We start from the raw sequence: 15,254 nt of genomic DNA, 5'->3' as shown, positions 1-15,254 counted from the left end.
AATATCAAAATAGTTGTTGAATAAAAAATTGAGTTTGAGCTTCTTTGAAATATGTGTAAATAGATTATATAAAGCTATTTAAGATTTGGTGTAATAATCTATAGCTTTATCTTAATTGATAATCAATTTCTTAGATACCGTTTGTTTGATATTACTAAGTTGAAGCATATAAATCCCTTTTTGTAATTGAGATACGTCTATACTTTTATTAAGATTTTGTTTTATTGATAGCACACGTTTACCATCAGTACTAAAAATAGTAATAAGAAAAGGTTCTGTGCTTTGTGAAAGACTGAAGCTAAATTGTACTTTACCATTAGTTACTGGGTTAGGGTAGAGCGTTAATGAATCTATAGTGTTAAATGTTGTTGTATTTAGTTGATTTTGAGTATTGTTGTATACTTTAGAAATGGCATCACCTGAAGAGCCTAAGCCTGTAATTACAAGGTCTAAATCACCATCGTTATCAAAATCGCTCCAATCGGTAGAACTTATATATGTGCCACTGACTAGGTTACTAGTAGTTTCATCTTTAGTAAAATTACCATTAGTGTTTTTATAGAACACAGCATGAGGTGTGGTATTTGAATCAGCACCTGTTAAGAAAATATCATAATCTCCATCATTGTCATAGTCTACAAAATCTGCAGCTCCCCAATATAAAGCCATTAAGTTTGGTTGTGAGTTTAAACTAAAATTACCGTTACCGTCATTATCGTACAAAGCAGAAAATGGTGTGTAAGAAGTATCAAAACCAGATACAACAAGATCTAAGTCACCATCATTGTCGTAGTCAATAGCATTAGTAGCTGAAAAATAGATACCCATTATATTTGCATTTTCATTTTCGGTAAATGTGGCATTACCATCGTTTAAATATAGCTTAGTATCTGGATTGTAACTGTTATTAAAGCCTGTTATTAAGACATCATTATTGCCATCATTATTAGCATCAAAAACTAATATGTCTCCAAAAGAATTGCCAAATAAAGAAGAAGCACGCTCGTTAAATACACCTTCGTTATCTTGCATATATACTTTAGCTATATAGTCTGAGTCATTTGGTGAAACTCCGGTAATAATAATATCACTTAAATTATCGTTGTTAAGATCTGCTATTGCCATATTACCAGTTGATGTAGCGTCTATTGGTAATATTTGTTCTGAAAAACTACCATCATTATTGTTAAGCAATAGTCTTACTTCTTCGTTATCGTTGGCATTATAACCATTAATAATGATATCTATATAGCCATCATTATTATAGTCTAATTGTTCTATATTGGCATGGGCATATGCTTCAATACTGTTAGATAATAAACCTAAGTTGTTGTTTTGATATGAATATATGCCTGAAAAATTATCATAATTTGTATCGTAACCAGCAATAAATAATTCCTTTTTGGCATTATTATCTGTATTGATCCAAGTGGCTTCACCATAAATGATGCCTGTGAGGTTAATATCTGTATTTTCATCAAATTGTTGTGTCCACACAGATTGAAAAGTAAATAGAACGAGTAATAATTGTATTGTTGCTCTCATTATTATTTAGTCTAAATTAAAATAATTGATTTATGCCTAAAAAAACCACCTCAATTTGAGGTGGGATTTTAGGTGTATGTTTGATAGTGTTTTTTTAGTTACTTTCTTCTAATAATTCATATTGAAATTGAGGATACCCTCTTACACCTTCAGCATTAGTAAGTGCTAGGAATTGTAACTTGTAGTAGTTGCCATTAGCATCATTAACTACATAGAAAATATCATCTTTTAATGAAGGTGAAGTACCTGGGCCACCACCATTTCTCCAGCTACTACCAATGCTTCTTTGATCGGTTGTAAAATCCGCTTCAATAACATCAGCTATTGTAAATTCCTCATAAGTAATGCTTTCAGTTGCTTCGTCTATCATATAAGCTTTAGCATCAGTTTTAATATTGTTCAATATATAATCTGCATAAGCATAAGCTCCGTAACTAGTTCCTCCAAAAACAGCTTCGTTAGTAAATATAGTGTAGCATAAATCCCATTGGTCTTTTTGTGGCTCAACGTTAACTATAGATTCTGTATTAAAGCTAAAGAAAGTAAAGTTGTAATCGTTGTTTTTAGAAATTGTTACACTTTCAAAAGTAGTGTCATCTAAATCGGCATACTGAAGGGTGTAATCGTTACCATTTTTTAATATTCTAATTTTTTTCCAGCCTCTTGCTTCTCCTTTATAGTTAGATGAACCAGTATCTGGTTCTTCAGTTCCTACTTCGTAACCTAAGTTAAGTAAATACACTTTATTGCTTGCATCTGTTGCAGATATAGTAGCAATAGCAGTTCCTGAAAGACTTCCGTTTGGCGCATCTACATATGCCATATTCGCTGGATTAAAGTTACCAACTTCTGCTTGTGGTTGAATACTTTGTACTTCGGTATTAGAAGATGATACAGCATTGATGTCTGTCGCCGATAATTCGGCAGCCATCATTAAAATAGATCCATTAATAACCACTCTGTCTTGAGCCGAACTAAATCCTAAATCCCAAGATGTTCTGTTAATAGTTGTTGTTGTATTTGTACTTAAGTCAATAAAGACTTGATTTCCCATATTGGCGCCGCCAAGATCTGGTGCTACCGTAGCGCCATCAATTGTAATTACTTGAGGCTCTTGTGGTCCATCATCGTCACTGCTACAACTTGTTATAAAAAGTAAGCCAATTAGTGCTAATAAGGTTAAAAAATTGTGTTTCATGGTTTAAATTAAAAATTAAGTTTATATAAAAGTTTTAAATAAAATGAGCGTCCGTAGCCCAAAAGTCTAGAGTTAGCATTGCTACTATGCGCACCATTACTAGATAGAAAATCTGAGTCAACACGAGTTACGTCTAATAAATTTCGAGCGCCAAGTGTGGCTTCTAAGCTATTGTTTAAAAATGATTGTCTTAACGATGCATCCATCCAAGCATAGGCGTCAATAGTTTCTATAGAAAAAGTTGAGTTACCATTGTCATCATTGCCGGTTACTCTATAGTTCTGTTCTTCACCATTGTAATTTAATACCATAGATAACATGGTGTTCCATTTAGGAATTCTATAACTTAAACTAGAGTTAAGTTGAAATTGAAATAGATGCTTATCATTAGCATTGACTTGGTTTTCTAATGTTCTTGAAATACCAAATAATGTAGCACCTAGAGAGGCGTTCCAATTCCTATACTTTATAGAATTATTAGATGTAAGACCTAAGAAATTATATTTATTAATGTTAATATATTTAAATTGTAGTGGTAGTGTGCTTACGGTAGCTAATTCTATGCGGTCTCTTAAGTCTATATAGGTAAACTTTAAGTTGTTTTCTAATTTTAATTTACCATCGTTAAGCCAGCTTTTCTTTTTTAAACTTAAAAAAGCGGTTAAACCTTCTTCTGGATTTAAGTTTTCGTTACCTCTTACATCGTGATTAGCATCTACAAAATAGTAGTATAACTCAGTAAAATCTGGAACTCTATACGAGGTGCCAATATTTACTCTAAGTTCATAACCTCTATTGAATAGTTGTCTTGCCGTTAGCTCATATACTGACTTAAAATCAAATTGAGAGTTATGTAATATGCGTATGCCAGGCCTTAGTTTTAGTTTTTCGTTTAAGCGTATTTCAGCAGAAGTAAAAGTAGCGATATCTCTAATGTTACGTCGTTTTGGGTTGAGGTTGGTTTCTCCTGCAGCCTCACGGTCAAAGCCTTCTTGATAAGTAAATTCATAACCAGCTTGAGCGTTAAATCTTTCACCTCTAAATAAGTTGCTAAGCGTACCTTTAGAGAAAAAGACTTTACTAGATTGGTTTGTCTCATCTATCTCTGCTGTTCTTTCTTGTGTAAGAATAAAATAATTAAACTCGTTTAAGTTACGTTTTTGTTCTTGATATGATAATGATACATTATAGCGAATGCCAGAGTTAAACACACCGTTACCATTTAAATGATTAAATAAACGATTGGTTGTGTAAATACGGTCTGTAGCTGAAGGGTTGATTGTCGATGTCTGTGTATTTACATTGGTTCTTACAGTAGCGTTATAAAAGTTTATGGTTTCATTGTAATACTCAAACTTGTAAAAAAATTGATGATTGTTGATCTTATAGTTAACTAAAGCGTTTGTGGTAAGTTGTTCTTTTGGTAACCATTCGTAACCTCTTAAACCATCAGTTTCAATATAATCTCTACCTTGTCGATTATTAAAAAAACCAGCAAAATCATTCCGAGTTATACCAGCGCTAGCATACCATTTTTCATTAAAGTTGTGAGATATTGTTAAACCCTGTATGTGCCTTCCTTTGTCAAACCATTCATACTCATCACTTACGGTTTCTTCCTGTATAGTGGTATTTATTCGCCACTTATGATCCGAAGACTTTTTTGTAATAATATTGAGTACTCCAGACATAGCATCAGATCCATATTGTACAGCCATAGAACCTTCAACAATTTCAATGCGCTCAATATCGTCCAAGTTAATTTGCGTAAGGTCTATATTACTACCTACACCATTATCACTAACAATAGGGATGTTATCTATAAGTATATTAAAGTAACGCGCGTCTAAACCAAAAAAGGAAACTCTAGAGCGACCTGTTTCTCCATTAGGTATGATATTGAGGTTTAAGTTAAAGTTCAATAAATCAGCCACATTTACAGCTGCTATTTGCTGTATTTGTTCTTTGTTTATCACTCTAACATTATATACTGACTTCTTTATAGACTGAGGATTGTACTGTCCTGTAACAACAACTTCATCAAGCTTTTCAAGCTTAGTGCTATCTTTCTTTTTCTCTTGTGCATAAATTGAGAAATTCAAAAAAATTAAAAAATAAATGCAACAATTATTTTTATTTAGACTCATTCTTGATTATTTTCGCCGCAAATATATAAGTTATTTTAAATCAGTCTAAATAATAATAACAATTTTTTTAAAACATTTTAATCAATAGGATATGAAAAGACTAATAATGCTAGCGAGTTTAATTTTAGTAGTGACAACCACTGTGCAAGCACAAAAAAAGAAAAAGCAAGATAGAAAAGCTATAAAAGAAATGTGTGGTTGTTATGAAGTTACTTTCAATTTTGTAGAAACTTTCTCTTTTAGTGAAGATTCATTATACAAACCATCAAAAACAAAAATAGCAAAAGCTTTAGAGTGGGCGCAATTAGTAGAAGATGAAAAAAACAAAATTTCTATTCAACACTTATTGCAAGTAGGTAAACCAGATAGTCCACATATTGTAAAGCATTGGCGACAAGATTGGTTATATGAAAATACAGATTTTTATATGTTTAATGGAGATAACCAATGGTTGTTTGAGGAGAAAACTAATAATCAAGTTAAAGGTCAATGGACCCAAAAAGTATATCAGGTAGATGACAGTCCACGTTACGAAGGAAGCGGAACTTGGGTACATGTAGATGGTAAAAGTTTTTGGGAAAATATAACACCAGCTCCTTTACCTAGAAGAGAATATACTCAACGTAGCGATTATAATGTAACAATAAGAGGTAATCGTCATGAAATTACAGATTACGGTTGGTTGCATGACCAAGATAATACTAAAGTAGTTAGAGAAGAAGGAAAAGAAGATGTCGTTATAGCTAATGAGAAAGGTTATAACACTTATGTAAAAGTAGAAGATAGTCGTTGCCAAGCAGCAAAAGATTGGTGGAACAACAACTATGATAAATGGGCTGTGATAAGAGCAAAGTGGAATGATGTTTATGATCGTAATAAAAACTTAAACCTTAAAGAGAAAGTAGATAACAAAGTATTGTATAAACATCTTTTTGATGAAGAAATGACTGCTAAAGAAGAAATAGAAAAAGTCATTGAATCATTTGTGAAATAAGCACTATGAAAACGTACTTTTTTAAGATAATAGCATTGCTATTTTGTTTTACGACATCTGTTTTTGCTCAAGAATCTAATATATTTCATGACAGAAGTTTTTGGAAACAAAACCCATCAATAGATATTATAAAAAAGCATATTAAAGAAGGTCATAATGCAACTACTTTAAATAGAAATGCATTTGATGCTGTGTCTTGGGCACTTATAGAAAAAGTAGATAATGAAATAGTTAAATACTTATTGTCTATAAAAGGTAATGACGTAAACAAACTTACTCATGATGGTAGAACATATATTTTCTGGGCTGCTTATAAAGACAACTTAGAAATGATGGAGTATTTGGTTGGTAAAGGTGCAAAAACAGATATTATAGATAGTCATGGCTATTCAGTTTTAAACTTTGCAGCAGTTACTGGGCAAACTAATACAAAACTTTATGATTTTTTAATAAGGCATGGAGCAAATCCTATTACAGAAAAAAATCATGATGGTGCCAACGCCTTATTATTGGTGGCTCCTTTCCTAAAGGACGAGAATCTAGTTAGTTATTTAGTGTCTTTTGAAGTAGATTTGAAAAGCACCGATAATAATGGCAACGGCATCTTTAGTTATGCTGCTAAAGGCGGAAACATTAAAATATTAGATTGGCTCATTGAGCAAGGTGTGCCTTACAAAAATCTAAATAAAAAAGGCGGAAACGCCATAATGTTGGCTAGCCAAGGTACAAGAAGAAAGAAAAACACACTTAGTACTTATGAATATTTAGAGCGTAAAGGGTTAACGGTTAATATTATTGGAGATGAAGGTAGAAATCCATTGCACTCTATTGCTTATGATGTAGAAGACCTAAATATCTTTAAGTTTTTCTTAAAAAAGGGTGTTGATATTAACAAACAAGATGAAAATGGACGCTCTCCATTTATGAATGCAGCTTATTATAATAATATAGAAGTTGTAGAGTTCTTATCTTCTTATGTGAAAGACTTTAATACAAAAGATAAAGATGATCGTACAGCCTTATCAATGGCAGTTAGTAGAAATAGTATAGAGGTTGTAAAGTTTTTAATTGAGAAAGGAGCTAAAGTTAACCTTGTAGACAAAGAAGGTAATTCTTTAATGTATTATTTGCTAAATACTTTCAAAGCTAAAAATCCTGAAGCATTTAAAACTAAATTAGAAATACTTACAAAGGCAGGTTTAGATGTAACTAAAACACAAGGAAAAGGAAAGACATTGTTACATCTGGCCATTGAAAAAAATAATCTACAACTATTAAAAAGAGTTAGTGAGTTTAAGATAGATGTTAATGCAAAAAATAAAGATGGATTAACACCATTACACCTTGCAGCCATGAAATCTAAAAACGAAGAAATGTTAAAGTATTTAATTTCAATTGGAGCAGACAAAGCTATTAAAACTGATTTTGAAGAAACAGTTTATGATTTAGCCAAAGAGAATGAATTGCTTCAAAAGCATAAAATAGATATCAATTTTTTAAAGTAACATGAAATAAGTCATAACATTTAAGTTAACACAACCTAAAATGTTAATTGACGAATTGTGCTTACCAAGCTTAAAACAATATATAATAACAGATGAAAAAGAAAAAAATAATTAAAATAGCACCTTTACTACTATTAATAGCGTTTCTATTATTTGGGTTTACTGTTAAAGAAACATCAACAGCTTATAAATGTATGATTCAGATGACTAATTATACAGGTGAAGGTGCTTATATAGCTATTTCTTTAATAAATCCAGAAGGAGAATATGAGAAAACATTACATGTACAAGGAGATGATGAAGAGTGGTATTTTGATATAACCCAATGGTGGAAATTTCAAGGAAAAGTACGTGCAGATATAGACGCTATAACCGGAGCAACCATAAGTGGTGGTGAACGTACTATTAGTGTTATTGAAATTGAAGATGATAAAATAGATAAAGGCTACAAAATAAGATTTGAAACTGCTGTAGAAGATCAAGACTATTATGTAGATGATGTAGAATTTGAATTAACTTCAAATTCTGTAAAAAGTAAGGTGGAAGGCAAAGGGTTTATTCGTTACGTAAGATTAATGCCTCAATAATTAGGAATTTTTATGACAATTTCTATATGGAGATACAGTCATTTATTTTTGGCTGTATTTTCAGCTATATTCATTTTTATTACAACAATTACTGGCATTGTTTTAGCTTTTGAACCAGTTTCTAACAAAATGCAACCTTATGCTGTTAGTAATGCTAATGAGTTATCAATTGCAAAAACTTTGCAAACTTTACTAAATGAATATGATGAAGTTTTAACAATTCATATAGATAAGAACAGCTTTGTTGAAGCATCAGTCATAACAAAACAAGGAAAAAACGAAACTTTTTATATTAATCCTTTTACTGGTAAAAAAATAGGAGATCTTATAAAGAAGAAGCCAGTTTTTGAATTTGCTACCAACCTTCATCGTTCTTTATTTTTGAAATCAACAGGTCGTTTTTTAGTGGGCTTGTTTTCTTTTTTCTTGTTTTTAATAACGATTACTGGAATAAAGCTTGTGTTAAAACGACAAGGTGGCTTTAAACGATTTTTTAGTAAAGTTATTAAAGAAGATTTTGAGCAATATTACCACGTGCTTTTGGGTAGATATGCATTAATACCTATTGCGATAATAACACTTACAGGCATTTATTTATCATTAGAAAAATTCGATTTATTACCATCAGATAAATTAATTCATACAGTATTAGACTATAATTCAAATTCTAAAGCCATAAAAATTCAAGATTTTGAGATATTCAAATCTACCTCTTTAGATCAACTGAAAACCCTTGAGTTTCCTTTTTCTGAAGATGAAGAAGATTATTTCATCTTAAATTTAAGTAACAAAGAATTATATATAAATCAGTATACAGGAAATATTGTTAGCATAGGTGAAAAACCTTTAGTAGCACTAGTGTCTAATGCAAGTATGATATTACATACAGGGCAAGGAACAATAATTTGGGCATTAATACTCTTAGTAAGTTGTTTTGCAATTTTGTTTTTTATGTATTCTGGTTTCACTATAACCCTTAAACGTAAAAAGGATACTACAAAAATTAAGAACAAATATCATAAGGATGAGGTGGATTATGTAATTTTAATAGGCTCAGAAACTGGACATAGCCAACGTTTTGCAAAACAGTTTTTTGAAGCTTTTTGTGCAGAAAATTATACAGTTTATATAGATCAACTTAATAATTACTCAACCTACAAACAAGTAAAGCATCTTATTGTTTTTACATCAACTTATGGAGAAGGTGAAGCACCAAGTAATGCAATAAAATTCGAAAAGTTGTTAGAAAGCGTTAAACAAGAGCAGCAAATAAAATATTCTGTTGTTGGTTTTGGTTCTTTAATGTATCCAGACTTTTGTAAATATGCGATTTTAGTAGATGCTTTGCTAGAAAAGCATCCACAATTTGTACGTAATTTACCTTTAATCAAAATTAATAATCAATCGTTTGATGCTTTTAAGAGTTGGGTAAAACAATGGAATGATTGTATAGGGCAAGATTTAAAAATACAATTAACAAAACCTGTTGTTAATAGAAAAAGGCTCAAAGATTTTAAGGTTGTTTATAATTCTGGATGTAATAGTGATGATACATTTTTACTTCAGTTAAAACTTTCTAAAAAGCTAAAATTTCAATCAGGTGATTTATTAGCATTCTATCCAGAAGAAGATAATATAGAACGATTGTATTCCGTCGGAAAAATAGATAACACTATTCTTTTAAGTGTTAAAAGGCATGAGTTAGGTGTTTGCTCAAAGCAATTAAGCATTCTAGAGCAAAATAGTATGATTAAAGCCAATATAAAAAGAAACATAGATTTTCATTTTCCAGATTATGCCGAAGAAGTCATTATGATAGCTAATGGTACAGGCATAGCTCCTTTTTTAGGGATGATAAATGAAAACACAATTGATATAAAAACCCATCTGTTTTGGGGAGGTAGAACACAAGAGTCCTTTCAGTTATATTCAGAGCTTATAGATAAAGCGTTGAAAGCAGAATACTTAAATAGTTTTCATATGGCGTATTCACAAGAACAAGAGCATAAAGTATATGTGCAAGATTTGTTGAAAGAAGAGCAAGATATGGTATGTAACGTACTTAACAAAGAAGGTGTGATAATGATTTGCGGTTCTGTTGCGATGCAAAATGGTGTTTTAGATATTTTAGATACAATAACAAAAGCAAAATTAAAGCAACCATTAAGTGTGTTTGAAAATAATGAACAAATAAAAACAGATTGTTATTAAAAACAATAAATATATATGTGTAAGAGAATAAAAATATTATCTAGGGTTAAGAGTGGCGAGTTGTCTTATTGTAAAAATTGCGGATCGTTTCATCTCGTTTTTAATAACCTGTTTTTTGCTTTAGATCGTAAAGAATTAAAACGATTCAAATCTTACATAGATGATTTAGAAATAGAATATTGGGAGAATAAGTACGATAGCTCAGAGCTAAGGCGCAAGATTCCATTACCAACAACCCAAGATAATTTGGTTATAATGTTTAATAGACAAGAGATTGTTGAGCTGAAAACGATGTTAAATTTTTCAATGAATTCTAACGCAGAAATAATGCCTATTATTAATGTAGATGATATAGATTATAAGCTTCAAGCTAACTAGTATAAACATTTGCACACCATTCTAAAACTTTATTTGAAATTAATCTAAATAAACTTTGCGTAATTACAATTGAATACTATTTTTGTATCAAATTATTTATAACAAGTCTTAATAAGAATAAAATGAAGAAATTAGCATTAAGTTTATTAGTAGTTGGAGCTTTATTTACATCATGCTCTAGCGATGATGATAACGGTTCTGATAATAATTCAGTTACAGCACCAGCAACTTATCAGTTTATGAGAAGTAGTCAAACCTCAGTAAGTTATGGTGGTCAAACTACAAGAATTGAAATGGGACAAGAGTTTATTACTGCTTTAAAGGATAATACTAAAACAGAAGCAGTTTTAGACGGTATGTTTACAAATACTGGAGATCATTTTTCAACATCAGAATTAAATTCTTCAAGTAAAAATATTAGAAGTAAAACGGCTGCATCTTCAGATTATTTTTCTGCTAACACTACAGATGCAAATGCAATTAAAGCAGAGTTTGATGGTTGGATTAGTGCTCAAGTAAATGAAGTTTTTCCAAATTGGAACGTTGATGCGGTAGCAGGAACTGCTGGTAAAATCCAAGAAAGTGGTGGTGGATCTACAAGATATGTTAACAGTAAAGGTTTAGAGTTAAATCAAGCTGTTAACAAAGGTTTGATAGGCGCTTTAATGGCAGATCAAATATTAAATAACTATTTGAGTACATCAGTACTAGATGCTGGTTCTAACAGAGCAAATAATGACAATGATGTATTAGTAGAAGGTAAGAATTATACTAATATGGAGCATAAATGGGATGAGGCTTTTGGTTATTTATACGGAACAGACGATGCTTTAGCACCACAATTAGGAGCAGACAGCTTCTTAAATAAGTATTTAGCTAGAGTAAATAATGACCCTGATTTTTCAGATACAGCTCAAGATATTTACGATGCATTCAAATTAGGTCGTGCTGCAATTGTTGCTAAAAATTATACAGTTAGAGATGAGCAAGCAAACATTATTAGAAGAGAAATTTCTAAGGTAATAGCAGTTAGAGCTGTATATTATTTACAAGCTGGTAAAGATGCTTTAACTAGTGATAATCCAGATTACGGAACCGCTTTTCATGATTTGTCTGAAGGTTTTGGATTTGTGTATAGCTTACAGTTTACACGTCAACCAAACTCAAATGAACCTTATTACACAAAATCTGAGGTAGATAATTTTATAACTCAATTAATGGCTGGAAATGGTTTTTGGGATGTAACTGTTGCGACATTAGATCTTATGTCTTCAGATATAGCAGATACTTTTGGGTTTACAGTAGAAGAAGCTTCTAACTAATTTTAAAGTTTTAATATTTAATTGATTTTAAGTTTAAAAAGTGATTACTTTTGTAATCACTTTTATTTAATTTAGACTAAATCAATAAACGCTTGTTTTTGTAAGCATTGAAATGTATATGATGAAGAAATTTATTATTTTATTATTAACCTTAGGCCTTATAAGCTGTGGCTCTTCAGACGATTCTAATAATAACGGAGGAGATGGCTTTAATAGAGGAGCTTTATTGTCGAACATCGCAGATAGTTATATCATTCCTGCATTACAAGACCTAGATGCAAAATTGAGTGCCATGAACACTGCAAAAAACAATTTTGTTAATGATAAAACTCAAGCCAATTTAGACGCTCTCAGTATAGCTTGGTTAGAAGCTTATAAGACATGGCAACATGTAGAAATGTTTGATATTGGGCAAGCAGAAGCTTTAAACAAGTATTTGTATTTTATGAATATTTATCCAACAAATATTACAGATATAAACAATGTTGTAGCTTCTGGAAATTATGATTTAACTATGGCAAGTTTGCACGATGCTCAAGGATTTCCTGCCATAGATTACTTAATACACTCTGATGGTTCATTAGAGCGTTTTACAACAGATGTAAATGCAACTGCTTATGAAAGTTTTTTAACAGCATTAGTAGATAGAATGCAAAACTTAACTACGCAAGTTTTAAATGATTGGCAAAACTCATATAGAGATGCTTTTGTTGCTAATACATCAAGCAGTAGTACAGGTTCGTTAGATAAGATGGTTAATGATTTTATTTTCTTTTATGAAAAAGGATTTAGAACCAATAAAATTGGTATTCCAGCAGGATCTTTTTCTGGAAGCCCAGCTGCTGAAAAAGTAGAAGCATTTTATAAAAAAGATGTATCTAAAACTTTAGCTATAGAAGCACTAACAGCTATTGAAGATGTGTTTGAAGGTAAAGCATATAATGGTAGTTCTACAGGTGAAAGCTTTAAAACCTATTTAGCATTTTTAGATGAAAATGAAATTGTAACTTCTATAGAAGAAAAGTTTAACAATGCACGTACAACACTAAACAATTTGCCAGACAACTTCTATCAGCAAGTCTTAGATGATAATACGACAATGACAGGAGCTTTTGATGTAATACAAACAGCAGTGCCTATCTTAAAAGTAGATATGGCGTCTGCAATGGATGTATCTATTGATTATGTTGATGCTGATGGTGATTAATAATTAAAAATACAATAATATTTGAGGTTGCTTTTGGGCAGCCTCTTTTTGTATTCTTTCATGAAACAGTTACTAAACACATATTTAAAAAAAGAAGCACCAGCAGAACCATTAGCTATTTTTAGAATAGGTTTTGGGCTTATGATGTTTGCAGGCATGATAAGGTTTTGGTATCATGGATGGATAGAAACCTTATACATTCAGCCCAAGTTTCATTTTATGTTTTATGGGTTTGAATGGGTTAAAGTACCAGGAAATTACACCTACTTACTTTTTATAATTTGTGGACTTTCTGCCTTAATGGTAGCTTTAGGTTTAAAGTATCGCTTGGCTATTATTGCCTTCTTTTTAAGCTTTACTTACATTGAATTAATGGATAAAACCACCTATTTAAACCATTATTACTTTATTAGTTTGGTTGGTTTTATCATGATGTTTTTACCAGCAAATGCTACTTTTTCTATTGATAATTTAATCCGCAAGAAGACCTACAAAACAATTCCGCAATGGGCAACAGATAGTATTAAACTAATGTTGAGTATTGTGTACTTCTATGCAGGATTAGCTAAACTAAATTCTGATTGGTTATTTAAAGCACAACCTTTAAAAATTTGGCTAACTTCAAAATACGATTTGCCACTTATAGGAGAAACTATTATGCATAAAGAATGGTTTCATTATGCGATGAGTTGGAGTGGTGCCATTTACGATTTAGCAATCCCATTTTTGTTACTGTATAAACGTACACGTTTATTAGCGTTTGCTATGGTAGTCTTTTTCCATGTTTTTACAAGAATTTTATTCCCAATAGGTATGTTCCCATTTATTATGATTATTGGCACATTAATTTTCTTTGACGCATCATTACATAAGCGAATAATTGCTATTATAAAAACTGTAATAAGACCTATTCGCTTTAAGTTCAAACAAACTATTGAAGTTGTAGAACGTTATACTTTGTCAGAATTTAGACAGAACATTATAACCAAAATCCTTATCGTGTTTTTTGTACTTCAAATTCTTATGCCTTGGAGATATTTAGTATATCCAGGAGAATTATTTTGGACCGAAGAAGGGTTTCGTTTTTCTTGGCGAGTAATGCTTATGGAAAAAGCAGGTTATGCCAATTTTAAAATTGTAGATAGTAAAACAGGAAAATTCTTTTATGTAGATAATACCGATTTTTTAACACCTTTTCAGGAAAAACAAATGAGTTTTCAACCAGATTTTATTGTAGAATATGCACATTATTTGGGCGATCATTTCAAAAATCAAGGCCATAAAAATATTCAAGTTTTTGTTGAAAGTTTTGTAGCACTTAATGGACGAATGAGTCAACCTTATATTAATCCAAAAGTAGATTTATATCAAGTTAAAGAATCCTTGAAGCATAAAGATTGGATTCTTCCATTTAATGATGAAATAAAAGGATTGTAAATATTTTAAACTATACAGATGAAACATATTGTATTAATTATTGTAATATGTCTTAGCAGCTTTGTAAATGCACAATATAAAGTTAGCGGAATAATTAAAAGTGTAGAAAATAATGTAGCACTAGAAGATGTAGTTGTGTATGATAAATCTAGTGGTTTATTGGCTACTTCTAATGCCCAAGGATTTTATGAATTTGAGACCGATAAATCGCAGATAGTTTTGGCGTTTTTTTCTTACGAATATAAAGTCAATGAAATAGCATTAACACTTACTGAAAACAAAGTACTAAATGTATTACTAGAAGGCCTGTCAGAGCAATTATCTGAAGTAGAAATTATATCAAGAAAGCGTAAAGTTTTTGAGTTAAAAAGATTAAGAGATGTTGAGGGAACAGCCATTTATGCTGGTAAAAAAACCGAAGTTGTTTTGGTTGGTGAATCTATGGCAAATTTAGCATCTAATAATGCTAGGCAAATTTATAGTCAAGTAGCTGGGTTAAATGTTTATCAGAATGATGATGCAGGTTTGCAGCTTAATATTGGTGGTAGAGGGTTAGACCCTAATAGAACATCAAACTTCAATACACGTCAAAATGGTTATGATATTAGTGCAGATGTGTTGGGTTATCCAGAGAGTTATTATACACCACCAGCTGAAGCATTAGATGAAATTCAAGTTGTTAGAGGAGCAGCATCATTACAATACGGAACGCAATTTGGAGGA

General features: G+C 31.1%; 12 protein-coding genes. 9 read left to right on the top strand and 3 right to left on the bottom strand.

The annotated features are described in order from the left end of the window. Positions 1-111: 111 nt before the first annotated feature. From N4A42_RS01990 to N4A42_RS01980, 3 genes are all read right to left on the bottom strand, one after another. Positions 112-1,545 (bottom strand): T9SS type A sorting domain-containing protein, encoded by a 1,434-nt coding sequence (locus N4A42_RS01990; RefSeq protein ID WP_294069136.1) that lies wholly within the window; start codon positions 1,543-1,545, stop codon positions 112-114. Between the two features lie 94 nt (positions 1,546-1,639). Next, complete coding sequence (locus N4A42_RS01985; protein WP_294069133.1) at positions 1,640-2,743, bottom strand: HmuY family protein; 1,104 nt, start codon at positions 2,741-2,743, stop codon at positions 1,640-1,642. A gap of 8 nt (positions 2,744-2,751) precedes the next feature. After that, entirely contained in the window at positions 2,752-4,845 is a 2,094-nt protein-coding gene (locus N4A42_RS01980) for a TonB-dependent siderophore receptor (protein ID WP_294069130.1), read from the bottom strand. Between the two features lie 136 nt (positions 4,846-4,981). Between N4A42_RS01980 and N4A42_RS01975 the strand changes: the two genes are divergently transcribed. The 9 genes from N4A42_RS01975 to N4A42_RS01935 form a co-directional block, all read left to right on the top strand. Continuing rightward, positions 4,982-5,884: a DUF6607 family protein gene (locus N4A42_RS01975; protein WP_294069127.1), complete on the top strand. Its 903-nt coding sequence runs from the start codon at positions 4,982-4,984 to the stop codon at positions 5,882-5,884. A 5-nt stretch (positions 5,885-5,889) separates the two neighbouring features. Continuing rightward, positions 5,890-7,389: an ankyrin repeat domain-containing protein gene (locus N4A42_RS01970; RefSeq protein ID WP_294069124.1), complete on the top strand. Its 1,500-nt coding sequence runs from the start codon at positions 5,890-5,892 to the stop codon at positions 7,387-7,389. 92 nt (positions 7,390-7,481) lie between these two features. After that, positions 7,482-7,976, top strand: a complete 495-nt coding sequence (locus N4A42_RS01965; RefSeq protein ID WP_294069121.1) for a DUF2271 domain-containing protein — start codon at positions 7,482-7,484, stop codon at positions 7,974-7,976. A gap of 12 nt (positions 7,977-7,988) precedes the next feature. After that, positions 7,989-10,187 (top strand): PepSY domain-containing protein, encoded by a 2,199-nt coding sequence (locus N4A42_RS01960; protein ID WP_294069118.1) that lies wholly within the window; start codon positions 7,989-7,991, stop codon positions 10,185-10,187. Positions 10,188-10,202: 15 nt separating this feature from the next. Then, a complete protein-coding gene (locus N4A42_RS01955) occupies positions 10,203-10,565 on the top strand; it encodes a DUF6686 family protein (protein ID WP_294069116.1) in 363 nt (120 codons plus the stop codon). A gap of 122 nt (positions 10,566-10,687) precedes the next feature. Next, positions 10,688-11,887: a DUF4856 domain-containing protein gene (locus N4A42_RS01950; RefSeq protein WP_294069113.1), complete on the top strand. Its 1,200-nt coding sequence runs from the start codon at positions 10,688-10,690 to the stop codon at positions 11,885-11,887. 118 nt (positions 11,888-12,005) lie between these two features. Then, positions 12,006-13,094 carry an imelysin family protein gene (locus N4A42_RS01945; protein WP_294069110.1) on the top strand — a complete coding sequence of 363 codons (1,089 nt, stop codon included), beginning with the start codon at positions 12,006-12,008 and terminating at the stop codon, positions 13,092-13,094. A gap of 60 nt (positions 13,095-13,154) precedes the next feature. Then, entirely contained in the window at positions 13,155-14,531 is a 1,377-nt protein-coding gene (locus N4A42_RS01940; protein ID WP_294069107.1) for an HTTM domain-containing protein, read from the top strand. 18 nt (positions 14,532-14,549) lie between these two features. Then, on the top strand, positions 14,550-15,254 hold a 705-nt coding region (locus N4A42_RS01935; RefSeq protein WP_294069104.1), incomplete at its 3' end, for a TonB-dependent receptor plug domain-containing protein.

The sequence above is a fragment of the Winogradskyella sp. genome, from assembly GCF_025210595.1.
Classification (GTDB): domain Bacteria; phylum Bacteroidota; class Bacteroidia; order Flavobacteriales; family Flavobacteriaceae; genus Winogradskyella.
Note: the sequence above shows the minus strand (reverse complement) of the source record. Positions and strands in the feature narration are given on the sequence as shown.